This is a genomic window from Mesorhizobium sp. M1E.F.Ca.ET.041.01.1.1 (assembly GCF_003997355.1).
Taxonomy (GTDB): domain Bacteria; phylum Pseudomonadota; class Alphaproteobacteria; order Rhizobiales; family Rhizobiaceae; genus Mesorhizobium.
In genome coordinates, this window is record NZ_RZSL01000063.1 from 1 (window position 1) to 17,805 (window position 17,805).

A 17,805-nucleotide genomic window follows, 5' to 3' on the forward strand; every position below is an offset into this window, starting at 1 on the left:
GTTTTCGACTTCAATTTTCAGCCGGAATCTCTTCTTCAGACAGCACCGGCGATGGCGTTTTCGAGCAGCGTCAGCGCCGCCTTCTTGGTGAGCTTGACCGGATTGCCACTTGCGGTCGGATCGACCACCGCCATGTCGGCGATGAGCGCCTTGCGCTTCTTGTCCATGTCGAGGCCCTTGATCAGGCCGGGCAGCGCATGCGGCACCTTGAGCTCCTTGCGCAGCTTGATGACCGCCTTGGCGAAACCGTCGAAGCCGCCCTTGATGCCGCAATAGGCGGCGAGCCGGGCAATGCGATCCTCGATCGCCTCGCGGTTGAAGGCGAGCACATAAGGCATGAACACCGCATTGGTCATGCCGTGATGGGTGTCGTAGAGCGCGCCGATCGGATGCGACAGCGAGTGAATGGCCCCCAATCCCTTCTGGAAGGCGGCGGCCCCCATGGCGGCGGCGCTCATCATATGGGCGCGGGCCACCAGATCCTTGCCGTTGGCGAAGGCCTTGGGCAGGTTCTCGAACACCAGGCGGATGCCTTCCACGGCGATGCCGTCGGCCATCGGATGATAGCCCGGCGCGCAATAGGCTTCGAGGCAGTGGGCAAGCGCGTCCATGCCGGTGCCGGCAGTGATGAAGGGCGGCATGCCGACCGACAGCTCCGGATCGGCAATGACGATCGCCGGCAGAAGTTTTGGGTGGAAGATGACCTTCTTGGTATGGCTCGCCTCATTGGTGATGACCCCGGCGCGGCCTACCTCGGACCCGGTGCCTGCCGTCGTCGGCACCGCGATGATCGGCGCGATCGCATCCGAGTTGGCGCGCGTCCACCAGTCGCCGATGTCCTCGAAATCCCACACTGGGCGCGTCTGCCCCGCCTGGAAGGCGATCAGTTTGCCGAGATCGAGCGCCGAGCCGCCGCCGAAGGCGATGACGCCGTCATGCTTGCCCTTCTTGAACACCGCGATGCCGGCGGTGAGGTTGGACTCGACCGGGTTCGGCTTCACCTCGGAAAACACGCCATAGGGGATCTTGGCATCGTCGAGGATCTTCAGCGTAGAGGCGACAACCGGCAGCTTTGCGAGGGCCGGATCAGTGACGAAGAGTGGCCGCTTGATACCAGCCGCGGCCAGCACGTCCGGCAGTTCCTTGATGCGTCCGGCGCCGAAACGGACGGTGGTGGGGTAGTTCCATTTGGAGATGAGCTTGGACATCGCTTGTCTTTCGAAAAATCAGATGGCTTCACGCAGGTGGTAGGATTTCGGCCGAGTCAAATTGTCGTAGCCGATGGCCGAGAGCGCCGCGCCCTTGCCGGTGTCCTTGACGCCCGTCCAGACCAGCGCCGGGTCGAGATAGTCGCAGCGGTTCATGAACACGGTGCCGGTCTCGACGCGGTCGCCAATCGCCACCGCGCGCTCGGTATCGCGCGTCCAGATCGAGGCCGTCAGCCCGTAGGGACTGTCGTTCATCAGCGCGATCGCTTCCTCGTCGTCGCGCACCTTCATGATGCCGACGATCGGCCCAAAGCTTTCCTCGCGCATGACGCTCATCTGGTGGTCGACCGCCGTCAGCACTTCCGGCGCCAGATAGGGCGAGCCCGGCCTGTCGTTCTCGACCTTCATGTTGATATGCGCCCTGGCGCCCTTGCGCAGCGCCTCGGCCTTCTGCTCGCGGATCAGGTCGGCGAAACGCGCCTGCGCCATCGGCCCCATGGTCGTCGCCTGCTCCAGCGGATTGCCGACGACATAGTTCCTGGTCTCGGCGACAAAACCTTCGACGAATTCGTCATAGACCTTCTCATGCACATAGACGCGCTCGATGCCGCAGCAGCACTGGCCGGAATTGTAGAAGGCACCGTCGACCAGGTTGGCGACCGCATGATCCATCTTGGCGTCGGGCAGCACGTAGGCGGGGTCCTTGCCGCCGAGTTCGAGGCCAAGCGTCATGAAGGTTCCGGCCGCCGCCTTCTCGATGGCGCGGCCGCCGGCGACCGAGCCGGTGAAATTGATATGGTCGATCTTACCGGACCCCAGCAGCCCCTCGGTCTGGACGTGGTTCATGACCAGGTTCTGGAACAGTCCCTTTGGCAGACCCGCCTTGTCGAAGGCCTGCTGAAAACGCTCGCCGACCAGCAGCGTCTGCGCCGCATGCTTCAAGATAACCGCGCTGCCGGCCATCAGCGCCGGCACGATGGTGTTGACGGCAGTGAGGTAGGGATAATTCCACGGCGCGATCACTAGCACCACGCCGAGCGGCACCTTCTTCACATAGCGGCGAAAACCATCCTTGGGATTCGAGGCCATCACAGGTTTGAGTGCCTGCTCGGCGATCTCGACCATGTAGCTGGCGCGTTCCTTGACGCCGCCGAACTCGCCGCCGTAGCGCACCGGCCGCCCCATCTGCCAGGCGATCTCGGGCACGATCTCATCGGTCATGCCGACGAGGGCCTCCAGCATCGCCAGCATGTACTTGCCGCGCTCGACGATAGGCGTCTCGGCCCATTTCTCCTGCGCCGCCTTGGCGCGTTCGACGGCGGCATTGATCGCCTGGTCCGTCGCGACCGGCCGCTCGGCATAGATCGAGCCATCGATGGGGGATTTGAGTTTGACCGTTTCGGTCATTTCTTCCTCGCAGTTTTACAAAAATCGAAATCATGTGGCTTGGCGTTGCCCCTCATCCGCCTACCGGCACCTTCTCCCCGTGTGGTGACGGGGGAAGCTCCTGCGCCGACGACCCCTCTCCCCGTTCTTCAGGGGGGAGGGTAAGGGTGAGGGGCAGCGCCGACGCTATCCCCGCTCTCTAGTACCGCTCGAACCCGCGATGCAGCTCCCAATCCGTGATGCGGCGGTCGTATTCGAACTGCTCCCAGCGGGCGGTGTGCACATAGTGCTCGACCACATCCTCGCCGAAGGCCTGCTTCAGCATCGTGGAGTGCACCAGCGTCTCGGTGGCATCGCGCAGCGTCTTCGGGATTTCCGGCAGTTGCGACGCCTGATAGGCATCGCCGACGAACGGCTTCTGCAGCTCAAGCTTCTCGTCGATGCCGGCGAGGCCCGACGCGATCAGCGCAGCGAAGGCGAGATAGGGGTTGAGGTCGGCGCCGCCGATGCGGCACTCCATGCGGATGCCCTTGGTCCCCTCGCCGCAGAGCCGGAAGCCGGCGGTGCGGTTGTCCTCGCTCCACATGATCTTGGTCGGCGCGAAGGTGCCGGCCTGGAAGCGCTTGTAGGAGTTGATATAGGGCGCCAGGAACCAGGTGAACTCCTTGGCATATTTGAGCTGGCCGGCCGCCCATTGCTGGCCGAGGGCGGACAGCGTCCACTCTGCATTCTTGTCGAAGAACAACGGTGTCTTGCCGTCGGCGCTCCACAGCGAATTGTGGATGTGGCTGGAATTGCCGGCGAGCCCGTAATTGTATTTGGCCATGAAGGAGATGGCCTTGCCTTCGGAGTGGGCTATCTCCTTGGCGCCGTTCTTCAGGATGACATGGCGGTCGGCCATCTCGAGCGCCTCGGCATAGCGCACATTGATCTCTTCCTGGCCGGGACCCCACTCGCCCTTGGAATTCTCGATCGGGATGCCGGCGGCCTCCATCTCGTTGCGAAGCCGGCGCATCACGCCTTCTTCCTTGGTGGTGACGCCGATCTGGTAGTCGCCGATATAGGGCGAAGCGCTGTCTAAGCCCTGCCAGTGCTTCTTGCGGGCCGAATCGTAGGTCTCGCTGAACAGGTAGAATTCGAGTTCGGAGGCGAAGTAGCCGATATAGCCGCGCTCCTGCAGACGTTTGACCTGCTTCTTCAGGATGGCGCGCGGCGAGTGCGCAAGGTCCTCATGGTCGTGATGGTCGAGCACATCGCAGATGACCAGCGCCGTCTTTTCCAGCCAAGGGATACGCCGCAGCGTCGAAAGGTCGGGCTTCATGACGAAGTCGCCATAGCCCTTCGACCAGCTCGCTGCCTTGTATCCGGGCACCGGCTCCATATCGATGTCGCAGGCCAGCAGATAGTTGCAGCCATGCGTCTCGCCATGCGCGGAATCGACGAAATATTGGGCCAGGAAGCGCTTTCCCGCGAGCCGGCCCTGCATGTCGACGATGCAGGCAAGCACCGTGTCGATCTCGCCGTTCGAGACCGCTTGCTTCAACTGATCGAACGAGAAATTCCCGGCCATTCCTTTGGCACTCCAATGCTTGTCGATTGAAAGGGACAAACCATGGCCGGCGCAATGCCGGCCATGGCCATGATGACTTATGTCAGTTGCCGGTTTCGCCGACCGCCTGCTCCGCCACCTTGATCGCCGCCTGACGCTTGGCGATCTCGTCGCCGATCGGCGGGCCCTGGAAGCGGCGGTTCTCGAAGCCGAACCAAAGCACGGCGGTCAGCAGGAGGAAGCCGATGGTGATGTAGAGCACCTTGTCGTTCGGCGGCTGGATGGCGATGTAGAAGATGATCGCCATGCCGATGATCGACAGAATACAGAACAGCTTGAACACCCCGCCGCCGAGATTCCACGGGCCCGGGTTCGGCCATTTCGAGGTTCCGAAAGCCATCATGCCGAGCACGATCGGGATGATGAAGGAGAGGAACAGGAAGACCAGCGTCGAGTTGACGACGATCGTGTAGATGTTGGTGCCGCCGATCGAGATGAACTGGGCGAGGAAGACATAGATGATCTCGAGAGCAGCAGCCGTCCAGATCGCGTGAACGGGCGTGCGCCAGGTCGGGCTGACCTTGGCAAGCGAGGTCGATCCGACGGGCATGCCGCCATCGCGCGAGAAGGCGAAAAGCATCCGCGACGCCGAGGTCACGGTGGCAAGGCCGCAGAGGAACTGCGAGATCAGGATGGCAAGGTAGAGCAGCTCCTTGAGCCAAACCGGCAGGATAGCATCCATGGTCGAGAAGAAGACGCTCCAGCCCTGCTTGGCGCCGGCCGCCAGGTCGGGGATCGCCAGCGTGATCGCGCAGACCATCGCCCAACCGATAAGCGACGACCAGAGCACCGACGAAATGATTGCTCTCGGAACGGAATGCGCGGCCTTCAGCGTTTCTTCCGAAGTATGCGCCGACGCGTCATATCCGGTGATCGTGTAGACCGGCAGCAGCAGGCTGAGCAGGAACAGGTAGGATATGGAATCCGACTGCGGGAAGACCCCGCCGCCAGCGTCGCCCGAATAGTTGGTGAATGTCCAAAGCCTGGTGACGTCGATTGCCGGGGCAAACACCAGGCAAGCGACGATCAGCACTGCCGTCGCGCCGAGGATCAGGAAGCCGGATGCATCGGTCAGCATGGCGGTAAGCTTGATGCCGAAATGATTGCAGAGCGCCTGGATCACTGTGATGGCGGCAACAAAGCCGACGATCTCGCCCGCGGTGCCGGTCATGCCGAACCAACTCCCGAACGTTCCGACGAAGAAGAAGGCGGTGCCGATGTTGATGGCGCCCAGCACGGTGATCAGGCCGAGCAGGTTGAGCCAGGCGGTGAGCCAGCCGGTGAACCGGTTGCCGAGGATCGACGCCCAGTGATAAAGGCCGCCCGCCGTCGGGAACGCCGATGCGATCTGCGCCATGGCGAGGGCAAAGAATCCGGATACGGCGCAGCCGACGATCCAGCCGACGCCGGCGCCGGCACCGCCGATCGAGGATGTCGCCTGGGCGAAGGAATTGATACCGCCCGATAGGATGCAGATGATCGAGAAGGAGATCGCGAAGTTCGAGAAGCGGCTCATGCTTCGCGACAATTCCTGGGCATAGCCCATTCCATGGAGAACCTTTAGGTCCTCGTGCTTGTCGTGTTCCGTATAGTCTTGCGCTGACATTTTAGTCCCCTGTTGGTTCTTAGCTGGCCGACTGTACTGACTTTCCCATTGCGCGTTGTCGGGAGCCCCTGGCCTCCTCGGGCTCCAGATTCGAAAATATGCCTGTGAGCAGATCCGCCCATTTCCGCTGCCCGGTTTCGCCGGAGATTTCGTCGTTGCGGATTTCGATCATCGCGCAGGCAAGACCGCGCGGGCGCGCATGCCGTTCCAGCGTGAAATAGACGCGGTCGGCCGGCGAATAGGGTTCGTTGACGCCGACGGTGACGCCGGCAAGCCGCCGCAGCGCCGATATCAGCGGCGCCGCCAGTCGGCGGTCATCGTCATGGATGATGCCGATATGCCAGGGCCGGCTCCTGCCCTTGTAGATCGGCGTGAAGGAGTGGACCGACACCAGCCGCGTTTCCTGGCCGTGTGCCAGCCGCCGGTCGATAATCTCAGCGATCGCGTCGTGGAACGGACGCCACGCCAGGTCGACGCGCGCCGTGCGCTGTTTGTCGGAAAGACCGGTGTTGCCTGGGATGGCTGTCGTTTCGCTGAGCGGTGGCACAAGGTCCGGCGCGTCGAGCGGCCGGTTGCAGTCGATGACAAGGCGCGAGACGCGGGTCTCGATCAGCGTGGCGTCGAGCTGGTCGGCCATGCGCCTGGCGACGGGAAGCGCGCCCGGATCCCACGCGATGTGGCGCGAAAGGTCCTCGACAGGCAGGCCGAGCGTTCCGAATTCGGCGGGCAGGTAGTTCGAGGCGTGGTCGCAGGTGAAGACGAAGGGGCTCGAGCCGCCGGGGTTGGTCACCCTTACGGTCTCCGACGGTGCAAGGCTGGTGAGCCGTGCTTTCTCCATACTGCCGTCCCCTGGAGAGCGCTGTATCGTATGTTACGTATTTTGCCTCATTGCGCCTCTGTGAATGATTTCATACACTTTGTCCGGCTTTGTCAAACGCGGAATTCCGAAAACGGCGTCAGCCGGGCCAAAGGGGTGGGGAAAACGATGATCTCCAGCATTGCCGAACTGATCTCGGACCGCATCGGCACCATGCCCGCGGGCGAGCGCCGAGCCGCGCAGACGCTGATTGCCAACTATCCGCTGACCGGACTGAAGACGGTCGCCGAGTTCTCGGCCGCGGCCGGCGTCTCCTCGCCGACTATCCTGCGTTTCGTCGCGAGATTGGGTTTCCAGAACTATCCCGAGTTCCAGTCGGCGCTGCAGGATGAACTGGCGGCGCAGTTGCAGTCCCCGGCATCGCGCACGCTCGACCCGGCATCGCCCGCCGGCGGCGCCGTTTCGCCGATGCTGGAGGCGACGCTCGACAACCTGCGCGAGACGTTCCGGCATCTGTCCGACAGGCAACTGGCCGACATCGCCAAGACACTCGCCGAGCGGCGCGGCAAGACCTTCCTGATCGGCGGCCGCTTCACCGACCCGCTGGCGCGCTACATGGCCGCGCACCTCACCATCATCCAGCCCGACGTCTACCACCTCGCCGGCCAGGAGAGCATCTGGCGCGACCGGCTGATCGACATGGGCAAGCGCGACGTGCTGGTGATCTTTGACATCAGGCGCTACCAGGAGAGCCTGATCCGCTTTGCCGAAAAGGCACACCAGCGCGGCGTGCAGATCGTGCTCTTCACCGACCAATGGCTCTCGCCGATCGCCCGCTTCGCCCGCCATGTGATCGCCGGGCGCACCGCCGTGCCTTCGGCATGGGATTCGTCCGCCGCGCTCTTCGTAGTCGCCGAAACGTTGATCGGCGCGATCACCAGGCAGCTCGAAACTGCCGGCGCCAAGCGCATCCGCGACCTGGAAAGCCTGCGCTGAGGCGTCGCCAATCTGACTGGTTGCTACGGCTTGATGAACACCTTGCCGTTCGGCTTGGCCAATTCCGCCGGCAGGCGCGCCATGGCTTCGTCCAACGGCACCACCGCTGTCACATCCGTCGACCAGCGTCCGTCGGAAAAGCGCTTCTGCGCCTCCAGCACGGCCGGGCCTAGCCGGTCGCGGAACTGCCGCATCCATTCGGCCAGCCAGAAGCCTTCGATATGCTTGTGCTGGAAGATCAACTGGCCGGGCTCGCGGATGATCGTCGGCTCGGCATCGAGCCTTCCATAGACGATCCAGCGCGAACGCTTCGGCATGGCGTTGAAGATGGCCGAGGCCAATGGTCCGGTCACCGCGTCGAGGAAGATGCGCGGCTGCTCGGCCTTCACCACCTCGCGCAGCGCCGTCTCGAAATCCGCCGCCTTCTCATTGAGCACATGGGCGGCACCAAGTTCCTTGAGCAAAGGAATCTGCTCGTCGCGGCGCACGGTGACGATCGGCCGAAACCCTCCTCCTTCGCGAGCCCGATGATCAGCTTGCAGAGCTGGCTGGCGCCGGCGGTCATGATGAAGGCCTTGTCACCCTCCTGCTTGACGATGTCGAACATGGCAAGCGCGGTCAGCGGATTGACGATCATCGCCGCAGCATCCTCGTCGCGCACCGTGTCGAGCAGCGGAATGCAGGATGCCGCCTCGGCAACCGCATAGTCTGCCCACGAACCCCAGTTCGACACGCCGGTGGCGAAGGCGACGCGCTTTCCCTCCAGGCTTTTTGCATAGGGGTCACTGCCAGTAGCGACGACGATTCCGACGCCTTCGAAACCCGCCGGTCGGCCCTTTACCCGCGGTTGGCCGTATTGCCCTTTGATGAAGGCGATATCGGAGGGGTTTATCGAGGCGAGGTTAACCTTGATCAGCGCCTGCGTCGGGCCAGGCGCGGGCACGGCGATATTGCCGGGCCGCAGATAAGGCTCCGTCGCCTCCAGCGCGCCGGCTGAAGGTGTCCTGGTGTAGCCGTCGCCGACGAGCAGCAAGGCCTTCATTTCCGACGGAAGCGCCATGATAGTCAGACCTTTTCCTGCGTATATTTCTTGAGTTCCGTGCGAGCCACCTGCCGCCTGTGGACGGCGTCCGGTCCGTCGGCCAGGCGCAGGGTCCGAAGATGCGTCCACGAGCGAGCGAGCGGCGTATCCTGGCTGATGCCCTGCGCGCCGAACATCTGCACCGCCTCGTCGGTGACTTTTAGCGCGACGCGGGGTGCTACCACCTTGATCTGGCTGATCCAGGGCGCCGCGGCGCGCGCGTCGCCCTGGTCGATCATCCAGGCCGCCTTGAGGCAGAGTAGCCTGGCCATCTCGATCTCCATGCGGCATTCGGCAATGATGTCGAAATTGGCGCCGAGCTTGGCCAGCGACTGGCCAAAGGCCTCGCGCCGCACCGAGCGTTGACAGAGCATCTCCAACGCCATCTCGGCCTGGCCGATGGCGCGCATGCAGTGATGGATGCGGCCTGGCCCCAACCGCCCCTGCGCGATCTCGAACCCGCTGCCCTCGCCGAGGATCAGGTTCGCCGCCGGCACCCGCACATCCTCGAACCTCAGATGCATATGGCCGTGCGGCGCGTCGTCCTCGCCATAGACCTGCATGGCCCGGAGCTTGGTCACGCCTTTGCTGCCCGCTGGCACCAGGATCATCGAATGCCGGCGATGCTGCGGCTCTTCGTCCGAACCCGTCCTGACCATCACGATGTAGATGGCGCAGCGCGGATCGCCGGCGCCGGACGCCCACCATTTCTCGCCGTTGAGCACATAGTCGTCGCCGCGCCGCTCGCAGCGCATCGAAATGTTGGTGGCGTCCGATGAGGCGACATCCGGCTCGGTCATCAGGTAGGCGGAGCGGATCCTGCCGTCGAGCAGCGGCTCCAGCCATTGTCGCTTATGCTCTTCCGAGCCGTAGCGTTCCAGCACCTCCATGTTGCCGGTGTCGGGGGCCGAGCAGTTGAAGGTCTCGGCGCCGAGATGCGCCTTGCCCATCTCCTCCGCCAGATAGGCGTATTCGACAGTCGACAGGCCGTAGCCGCGCTTGGAATCGGTGAGCCAGAAATTCCATAGGCCCCGCTCCCGCGCCGTCTTCTTCAAGCCTTCAAGGATCTCGGTCTGTCTGGCCGTGTAGGTCCAGCGGTCGCCGTTCCTGCCGACTTCGGCGAGAAACGCCTCGCTGAGCGGCGCAATCTCGTCGCGCACCATCGCGGCGACGCGCTGATGGATCGGCTTCAGCCGCTCGCTCATGCCGAGATTCATGTCCGCCATCGGTTCCGGCCCTTTCGCTTCTTTACCCGTGGCAAGGATGACCGTACTTCGGCTAGCCTTGTCAACGCGAGTCCTTCGGTTCCGGCCGAGACGCACGTGGGAGGAATGCGATGAGCTATCTCGACAAGCTGTTCTCGGTCGCCGGCAAGACAGCGCTGGTGACCGGTGCCGCGACGGGCATCGGCCGCATGGTCGCGACCGGACTGGTGCGGGCCGGCGCCACCGTGATGATCGCCTCGCGCAAGGGCGAGGACTGTGTGAAGGTCGCCAACGAATTGAATGCGCTTGGCGGCTCCGGCCGGGCCGAGGGTTTTGCCGGCGACGTTTCCAGCGAAGCGGGCATCGCCGCGTTGGTCGCCGAGGTGAAAGTGCGCACGGACCGTCTGCACATCCTGGTCAACAATGCCGGCATTTCCTGGGGCGCGCCGCTGGAGGAGTTTCCCTATCACGCCTGGGCCAAGGTGTTCGGCGTCAACGTCACCGCCGTCTTCCACCTGACGCGGGAGCTTTTGCCGCTGCTCGACGCCGCCGCAAGCGACGAGGACCCGGCCCGCGTGATCAATCTGGGCTCGGTGATGGGCACTCAGCCGCTTGCCGACGACGCCTATTCCTACACCGCCTCAAAGGCCGCGGTGCATCACCTGACACGCACGCTGGCGCTCGAGTTCGCCGCCCGCCGCATCACCGTCAATGCCTTTGCGCCCGGCCCCTTCCAGAGCCGCATGACGGCTTTTGCCACCGCCACCGAGGAACAGGCGAAACATGTCGGTAACCATGTTCCGCTCGGCCGCATCGGTGTGGCGGATGACATTGCCGGCGCAACGCTCTATTTGTGCAGCCGTGCCGGCAGCTATGTCACCGGCGCCATCCTGCCGATCGACGGCGGCCAGTCGGTGCAGCACGGGATGACGTTGTTCAAGGAATGAAGGCGCCCGGTTCAGGCAATCGCGATCCGGGCGGGGTGCGGAGGACATCAGCGTGGAACCGATCAGTCTCGATACGCTTCTGGCCAGCGTCGGCAAGGAAGTCGGCGTGTCGCCCTGGCGCACGGTGACGCAGCGCATGATCGACCAGTTCGCCGACGCCACCGACGATCATCAGTTCATTCATTGCGATCCGGAGCGCGCCGCGCGCGAGACGCCGTTCGGCGGCACCATCGCACACGGTTTCCTTTCGCTGTCGCTTCTGTCGGCGATGACCTTCGAGACCATGCCGCCGATCGAGAACACCAAAATGGGCGTCAACCACGGCTTCGACACGCTGCGCTTCCTGACGCCAGTGAAGACCGGCTCGCGCATCCGCACCCGCTTCGTGCTGGCCGATGTCAAGGTCAGGCCCTCGGGCTGGGTGCAGACGGCGCATGACGTGACCATCGAGATCGAGGGGTCGAAGAAGCCGGCGCTCACCGCGCGCTGGCTGACGCTGACGCTGATCGAACGCCAGCCAGAGACCGCATGAGCGGCGACGCCAACGCGCTGGATAAATCGGCGCTTGCGCTCGACAAGTTGGCGCTCGCGCTCGACAAGTCGGCGCTCGCGCTCGACAGGGCGGCGCTTGCGCCTTACCTTGAAGCGCATGTCCCCGGTTTTGCCGGACTTTCCGCGATCGAGAAATTCAAGTCCGGACAGTCGAACCCGACCTATCTCCTGACAGCCGCAAGCGGCCGGTACGTGCTGCGCGCCAAGCCGCCGGGTCAGCTTTTGAAATCGGCGCACCAGGTCGACCGCGAGTTCCGGGTGATGCGAGCGCTTGCCGGCACTGCCGTGCCGGTGCCGCGCATGCTGCATCTCTCCAGGGAAGAATCGCCGATCGGCCGCATGTTCTATGTCATGGAGTTCCTCGACGGGCGCATCTTCTGGGATCCGTCCTTGCCGGAGGCACCCGGCAATGACGAGCGCGCCGCGATCTACGACGCCATGAATGCGACGCTCGCCGCCCTGCACGACGTCGATGTCGAGGCCGTAGGACTTGGCGATTTCGGCAAGCCCGGCAGCTATTTCGAACGCCAGTTCGCCCGCTGGACCAGCCAGTACCGCGCCTCGGAAACCGAAACAATTGCCGACATGGACCGGCTGATCGCCTGGCTCGAGACGCACATGCCGGCCGATGACGGCCGGGTCTCGCTGGTGCATGGCGACTACCGGCTGGACAACATGATCTTCGCCAAGGATGAGCCGAAGGTCATCGCCGTGCTCGACTGGGAACTGTCGACGCTCGGCCATCCCTTTGCCGACCTCGCCTATCAATGCATGCAATGGCGGCTGCCGCACGCGTCCGGCTTTCGTGGCCTTGGCGGCGTCGACCGCGCCACGCTCGGCCTGCCCTCCGAGGAAGCCTATGTCGCCGCCTATTGCCGCCGGCGCGACATCGAGGGCATCGGCAAATGGACCTTCTTCCTTGCCTTCTCCTTCTTCCGGCTGGCGGCGATCTGCCAGGGTGTCTACCGCCGCGCGCTGGACGGCAACGCCTCCAACCCGGAAAAGGCAAAGACCTACGGCGAAGCGGTGAAGCTGCTCGCCGCGCTGGCGGTGGACCTGATCGACAAGAAGACTTGAAAACGCGGAGAGCTGAGCGATGGGCCGTTTCGATGGAGCGACCGTGCTGATAACCGGTGCGACCGGCGGCCTCGGCAGCGGCGCCGCCAAAGCCTTCGCCGCTGAAGGCGCGCGGCTTGTCCTTTCCGACCTCGACGAAACGGCGCTCGGCGATTTCGCGGCGACGCTCGGCGCCGAAACCGCGTTCCTTGCCGGCAACATTGCCGACGAGAGGCTCTCGGAGGATCTTGTGAAGCTGGCCGTCGAAAAGTTCGGCCGGCTGGACATTGCCGTCAACAATGCCGGGATCGTGCACGCCTTCGTGCGCCTGCCGCAGGTGACCTCGGAGGAAGCGCGCCGGGTGCTGGAGGTCGATCTGCTCGGCGTCTTCTACGCCATGAAGCATCAGATCCCGCAAATGGAGCGCCAGTTCAGGGAGAGCGGCAAGGGCGGCGCCATCGTCAACGTCGCCTCGGTCGCCGGTCTCTCCGGCGCGCCGAAGCTGTCCGTCTATGCCGCCGCCAAGCATGGCGTCGTCGGGCTGACGCGCTCCGCAGCGGTCGAATATGCCAGCAAGGGGATCCGCATCAACGCGGTCTGCCCGGCTCACACCAGGACGGCGATGGTCGACGGCTTCGTGCGCTCCACCGGCGCGCCGGAAGCCGAAGCCATCGCCGAACTCACACGCGGCGTGCCGATGAAACGGGTCGGCGAAGTCGACGAGATCGTAACCGGCATCCTTTATCTCGCCGATCCCGCCAACTCCTTCATGACCGGCCACGCTCTCGCACTCGATGGCGGCATCGGGGCCATCTGAGCAATTCCAGGAAAAGTGTTTTACGGTTTTCCGTCCGGAATTGCGTCTGACAAAGCGCAATTCCAGGAAAAGTGTTTTGCGGTTTTCCGTCCGGAACTGCGGTAGATAGAAAGCGGACGTTGGGGAACCGTCCACTCCCTTGCCCGTTGCCGTACAGCGTATATAATTTCGTAAGGCAACCAATCACAAAAGGCAGACGGACATTGGCGCTGAGCGTTCAGAAACGCCGCGAAAAACAAAAAGCCGAACTTCGCTCCGAACTGGTCGACGCGGCCCACAAGCTCGTCCAGGAAGAGGGCTATGAAGGGCTTACCATCCGCAAGCTGGCCAAGCGTGTCGGATACGCGCCGATGTCGGTCTATTCCTATTTCGCCGACAAGCAGGACATCCTGTTCGCGTTGGCTGAGGACGCATTCGAGACGCTCGCACGGCGCATCGAGGAGCATCCCTCCGACGATCCGATCGAGGCGCTGCGGGCGGTGATGACAGAGTATGCCGCCTTCGGGCTCGGCAATCCCAATGAATACCGAACCGTTTTTATGACCGAGAAGACCCGGCTGCCGGAAGGCCGCAGCTACGAGGACATGGAAGAGGGCAACCCGGCGATGCAGGTGCTGATAAGCAGGGTCGAGGCCTGCGTGGCCGCCGGCAAGCTCAAGGGCGACCCGCGCGCCATCGCGACCATGCTGTGGACCGTCGGCCACGGCACCATCTCGCTGCTGATCACCTTCCCCTTCTACCCCTTTGGCGACCCCCAGGCCTATGTGAAGCGCATGTGCGACTTCATGCTGGCCTCCTTGTCGGCGCAGGACATTCCTCCGCTCACCGAAACGCCCGTCAACTGCTGACCGGCATCGCGGTCTAGCTCACGTCGATCGCTTGATTCACGGGGGCGAATTCCTACGTTCAAGAAAAGTTGTCGTACACGTACAAACTCCCCCTTGAATTCAGCTTCCGTTAACCGTATATGTACGGCGTATCGTACATGTACGAAAAGATTACCGGAGACGGAAGATGAAAAAGACGATTCTCGCGCTTGCGACTGTGCTGGCTTTCTCGGGCGCCGCTTTTGCCGGCGCGGACCAGCCGGCCAAGCACGGCCCGGCGGCCTGCGCTCAGACTAAGGCCAATGTGACGCTCGACTGCACGGCGACCGGCTCGGTTGAAAAGCCGGACGCCAGCAACACCCAGGCAACCAAGGGCCCGCGACTCGGTATCGACGTGGATCCGTGGTTCGTGCCCGGCCTCTGAACACCGCAAGCGGAAACGAAAACGGGCGGCACTTGGCCGCCCGTTTTCGTTTATACCGGCGCTCTCGAAGCGAACGTTTTATCTCTTGCGCTGTTTCTGTCGCGACACTGTCTTGGCTTTGGCCGGCTTCGCAGGCGCACCCGTAATCGAAGTGCTGGTGATCGAAACCGGATCGCTGGCCGGGAATGTGTCCTCGAGGCCTTCCTCAAGTTCCTCATCCTCGATGTCGTGATGCTGCTCCCGCTCCAGTGAACGGACCGCCGCGGTCTTCTTGGGCGACTTCGGCGCTGATTTGGATAGCATCGGCCTTCTCCCTCGCTAGTCGCAAACAACGGGGACGGATCGGCGATGGTTCCTGCGACGCCGCCTCTGGTTAACGGCGGTCAGGAAAATCAGTTCGCCGCGTCGCTTGCCGCTTCCGACAGCAAAGTAAAGACATAGTCCGAGAAGGAACGCCAGCATTCCACCCGGAAGGCATCGGCCGCCATGCGCGACAGCACGATCTCGGACTTGCCGAGAATGGTGCGCGACGCCGCACCCACCGGGAACGCCTCGAGCGACAGGTCCTGCGGGCAGCCGGAATTGACCGTCACCGCGGCCGCCGGCCCGGCGACCGAGATGGCGACATTGCGATGCGAGATGCCGACCGCCGAATGCAGCGCCGGCGCCTTGGCGCAGTCGGCCAGCGGATCGTTTCCGGCCTCATCGATGATCAGCCACTCGTCAGGCCCAAGCCACAAGGCAGTGCGCCCGCTTTTTGCCGCCGAAGTCTTCGGCTTGGTCGGCAAGGTCACGCCGAGCGCCTTGGAAAGGGCGGCGAGCGAAGCCTCCGGCGCGCGCAGAGAGATGCGTTCGGCCGGCGGCAGGATCTCGACCTTGACACCTGGCGCCGACGTCACGCGGCCAGCAAGCGCTGGACGCCGCTCGACGGAAGGTGAAGCAGCGGCTTTTGTCTTGACGGCAGCCTTAGCCATTGAGGCGTCCTCCCTTCTCGTCGACGAACACCGTGCCGGTGACCTCCACCTCGATCGTGCCGTTCGGCATCGGCACGTAGAGCGTCTGACCCATGCGGTCGCGGCCGCCGGCGACCAGCGCCAGCGCGATCGAGTGCCCGCAATTCTCCGACCAGTAGCTGGAGGTGACGTGACCGATCATCTTCATCGGGATCGCCTGTTTCGGATCCGCGACGATTTGCGCGCCTTCCTCCAGCACCACCTTCGGATCCTTGGTCTTCAGGCCGACCAACTGCTTGCGGCCCTTGGCGACCAGGTCGGACCGCATCATGCCGCGGATGCCGACGAAGTCAGTCTTCTTCTTGCCGACCGCCCAGTCGAGCCCGGCATCGTTCGGCGTCACCGTGCCGTCCGTGTCCTGGCCGACGATGATGTAGCCCTTCTCGGCGCGCAGCACGTGCATCGTTTCGGTGCCGTAGGCGGTCGCGCCATGCTTCCGGCCTTCGGCCCACAGCGCTTCCCAGACCGCCTCGCCATAGTCGGCCGGCACGTTGACCTCGAAGCCGCGCTCGCCGGTGAAGGACATGCGGAACAGCCTCGTCGGCACGCCGCAGATCTTGCCCTCGCGCACCGACATATGCGGCATCGCTTCGTCGGACATGTCGATGCCCTCGACCAGCGGCGCGATGATCTCACGCGACTTCGGACCCTGCACCGCGATGACCGCCCACTGCTCGGTGATCGAGGTCAGCCAGACGTTCAGATGCGGGAACTCGGTCTGGAGGTAATCCTCCATGTGGTGCATGACGCGCGGCGCGCCGCCGGTGGTCGTCGTCACATGGAAGCGGTCAGGCGCCAGCCTGCCGACGACGCCGTCGTCATAGATGAAGCCGTCCTCGCGCAACATGATGCCGTAGCGGCAGCGGCCGGGCTCCAGCTTCTCCCACGGGTTGGTGTAGAGCAGCTCCATGAACTTCGCCGCGTCCGGCCCGACCACCTCGATCTTGCCGAGCGTCGAGGCGTCGAACAGGCCGGCCGTCTTGCGCACCGTCACGCATTCGCGGTTGACGGCGGCATGCATGTCCTCGCCGGCCTTGGGGAAATACCAGGCGCGCTTCCACTGGCCGACATCCTCGAACACAGCGCCTTGGGCCGCCGCCCAGCCATGGGTCGCCGTCCTGCGGGTGGGATCGAAGAGCGCTCCACGCGCGTGTCCGACGATCGAGCCGAAGGTCACCGGCGTGTAGGGCGGGCGGAAGGTGGTGAGACCGACTTGCGGGATCGGCTTGCCCAGTGTCTCGGCGGCGATCGCCAGGCCGTGCATGTTCGAGGTCTTGCCCTGGTCGGTCGCCATGCCGTTGGTGGTGAAGCGCTTGACGTGCTCGATCGAATGCATGCCTTCATGCACCGCCTGGCGGATGTCCTTGGCGGTGACGTCGTTCTGGAAATCGATGAAAGCCTTGACGGTGGTGCCCGGTCCGGCGCCGGGGGCAGCGCCCAGCATGCCGCGCGACCAGCTTTCGCTGGCATCGACCTTCGGCTTGGCGCCCTTGCCCGTCTTGACGCTGGAATCCTTGCCGCCGGCCTCCTTCGCCGCCTTGACGCCCGCCGCATAGGCCTCGTCGATGGCCGCATCCAGCCCGTCGGTGCCGTTGCAGGCGCCGACCGACACGCAGTCCTGCGCGTAGGTTCCCGGCACGAAACGCCGCGTCTCCTCGTTGAAGGCGACCTTGCCGCGCGACTGCGAGAAGAGATGCACCGACGGCGTCCAGCCGGCCGACATCAGGATCGCATCGACAGGGATGGTGCGCTCGCCGCCGCCATTCTTCGGCTGCACGGTCATCGATGAGACGCGCAGCTTGCCGCCGGCGCGGATAACGGCGCGGCCGAAATTGATCTCGATGCCGAGGCCCCTCGCCTCGTCGATCATCGGTCCGGTGGGATTGTCGCGCAGGTCGACGATAGCGGCGATATTGACACCCGCCTTCTTCAAGTCGATCGCAGCCGCGTAGGCCGAGTCGTTCGCGGTATAGACGCCGACATTCCTGCCGACCGCGACACCATAGTGATTGAGATAGATGCGCGCGGCCGACGCCAGCATGATGCCCGGACGGTCGTTGTTGGCGAACACCATGTGGCGCTCGATGGCGCCGGTCGCCAGCACGACTCGGCTGGCGCGGACCTGCCACAGGCGCTCGCGCGCCAGCTCCCGGCCGGGGCTCTTGAGATGGTCGCTGACCCGCTCGACAAGGCCGACGAAGTTCTGCGCGTAATACCCAAAAGCAGTCGTGCGCGAAAGCACGCGGACATTGTCCATGGCC

At 63.9% G+C, this 17,805-nt stretch carries 16 protein-coding genes and 1 pseudogene; 7 read left to right on the forward strand and 10 right to left on the reverse strand.

What is annotated here, in order from left to right; translation table 11 throughout:
* Positions 1-35: 35 nt before the first annotated feature.
* The 5 genes from EOA38_RS08165 to EOA38_RS08185 all read right to left on the reverse strand — a co-directional run bounded on the left by EOA38_RS08165 (position 36) and on the right by EOA38_RS08185 (position 6,647).
* Positions 36-1,208: an iron-containing alcohol dehydrogenase gene (locus EOA38_RS08165; RefSeq protein ID WP_126092101.1), complete on the reverse strand. Its 1,173-nt coding sequence runs from the start codon at positions 1,206-1,208 to the stop codon at positions 36-38.
* Positions 1,209-1,226: 18 nt separating this feature from the next.
* On the reverse strand, positions 1,227-2,615 hold the full coding sequence (locus EOA38_RS08170; protein ID WP_126092100.1) for an aldehyde dehydrogenase family protein: 1,389 nt from the start codon (positions 2,613-2,615) through the stop codon (positions 1,227-1,229).
* Between the two features lie 178 nt (positions 2,616-2,793).
* Positions 2,794-4,164: a glutamine synthetase family protein gene (locus tag EOA38_RS08175; RefSeq protein WP_126092099.1), complete on the reverse strand. Its 1,371-nt coding sequence runs from the start codon at positions 4,162-4,164 to the stop codon at positions 2,794-2,796.
* Between the two features lie 82 nt (positions 4,165-4,246).
* Positions 4,247-5,809: an amino acid permease gene (locus EOA38_RS08180; RefSeq protein ID WP_126092098.1), complete on the reverse strand. Its 1,563-nt coding sequence runs from the start codon at positions 5,807-5,809 to the stop codon at positions 4,247-4,249.
* Positions 5,810-5,828: 19 nt separating this feature from the next.
* Entirely contained in the window at positions 5,829-6,647 is an 819-nt protein-coding gene (locus EOA38_RS08185) for an N-formylglutamate amidohydrolase (protein WP_126092097.1), read from the reverse strand.
* 147 nt (positions 6,648-6,794) lie between these two features.
* Between EOA38_RS08185 and EOA38_RS08190 the strand changes: the two genes are divergently transcribed.
* Entirely contained in the window at positions 6,795-7,622 is an 828-nt protein-coding gene (locus EOA38_RS08190; RefSeq protein ID WP_126092096.1) for a MurR/RpiR family transcriptional regulator, read from the forward strand.
* Between the two features lie 23 nt (positions 7,623-7,645).
* On the opposite strand, the pseudogene EOA38_RS08195 reads toward EOA38_RS08190, so the two are convergent.
* Positions 7,646-8,682: pseudogene (locus EOA38_RS08195) on the reverse strand (zinc-binding dehydrogenase).
* 5 nt (positions 8,683-8,687) lie between these two features.
* Positions 8,688-9,929 (reverse strand): acyl-CoA dehydrogenase family protein, encoded by a 1,242-nt coding sequence (locus tag EOA38_RS08200; RefSeq protein ID WP_126092094.1) that lies wholly within the window; start codon positions 9,927-9,929, stop codon positions 8,688-8,690.
* A 110-nt stretch (positions 9,930-10,039) separates the two neighbouring features.
* Between EOA38_RS08200 and EOA38_RS08205 the strand changes: the two genes are divergently transcribed.
* The 6 genes from EOA38_RS08205 (at position 10,040) to EOA38_RS08230 (ending at position 14,531) form a co-directional block, all read left to right on the forward strand.
* A complete protein-coding gene (locus EOA38_RS08205; protein WP_126092093.1) occupies positions 10,040-10,855 on the forward strand; it encodes an SDR family oxidoreductase in 816 nt (271 codons plus the stop codon).
* Between the two features lie 46 nt (positions 10,856-10,901).
* Positions 10,902-11,387 (forward strand): MaoC family dehydratase, encoded by a 486-nt coding sequence (locus EOA38_RS08210; protein ID WP_281059664.1) that lies wholly within the window; start codon positions 10,902-10,904, stop codon positions 11,385-11,387.
* Entirely contained in the window at positions 11,384-12,484 is a 1,101-nt protein-coding gene (locus EOA38_RS08215) for a phosphotransferase family protein (protein ID WP_245464889.1), read from the forward strand. The genes EOA38_RS08210 and EOA38_RS08215 overlap by 4 nt, the downstream gene beginning before the upstream one ends.
* Positions 12,485-12,503: 19 nt before the next feature.
* Positions 12,504-13,280, forward strand: a complete 777-nt coding sequence (locus EOA38_RS08220) for an SDR family oxidoreductase (RefSeq protein ID WP_126092091.1) — start codon at positions 12,504-12,506, stop codon at positions 13,278-13,280.
* A gap of 203 nt (positions 13,281-13,483) precedes the next feature.
* A complete protein-coding gene (locus tag EOA38_RS08225; protein ID WP_126092090.1) occupies positions 13,484-14,128 on the forward strand; it encodes a TetR/AcrR family transcriptional regulator in 645 nt (214 codons plus the stop codon).
* A gap of 166 nt (positions 14,129-14,294) precedes the next feature.
* The gene (locus EOA38_RS08230) at positions 14,295-14,531 is read left to right on the forward strand and encodes a DUF680 domain-containing protein (RefSeq protein WP_126092089.1); all 237 of its coding nucleotides are present in this window, start codon (positions 14,295-14,297) and stop codon (positions 14,529-14,531) included.
* A gap of 78 nt (positions 14,532-14,609) precedes the next feature.
* On the opposite strand, the gene EOA38_RS08235 is transcribed toward EOA38_RS08230, so the two are convergent.
* From EOA38_RS08235 to EOA38_RS08245, 3 genes are all read right to left on the reverse strand, one after another.
* Complete coding sequence (locus EOA38_RS08235; RefSeq protein ID WP_126092088.1) at positions 14,610-14,834, reverse strand: hypothetical protein; 225 nt, start codon at positions 14,832-14,834, stop codon at positions 14,610-14,612.
* 89 nt (positions 14,835-14,923) lie between these two features.
* The gene (locus EOA38_RS08240; RefSeq protein ID WP_126092087.1) at positions 14,924-15,505 is read right to left on the reverse strand and encodes a sarcosine oxidase subunit gamma; all 582 of its coding nucleotides are present in this window, start codon (positions 15,503-15,505) and stop codon (positions 14,924-14,926) included.
* Positions 15,498-17,805 (reverse strand): glycine cleavage T C-terminal barrel domain-containing protein (locus EOA38_RS08245; RefSeq protein WP_127298918.1); only part of this gene is annotated, 2,308 nt, incomplete at its 5' end. The genes EOA38_RS08245 and EOA38_RS08240, both read right to left, overlap by 8 nt.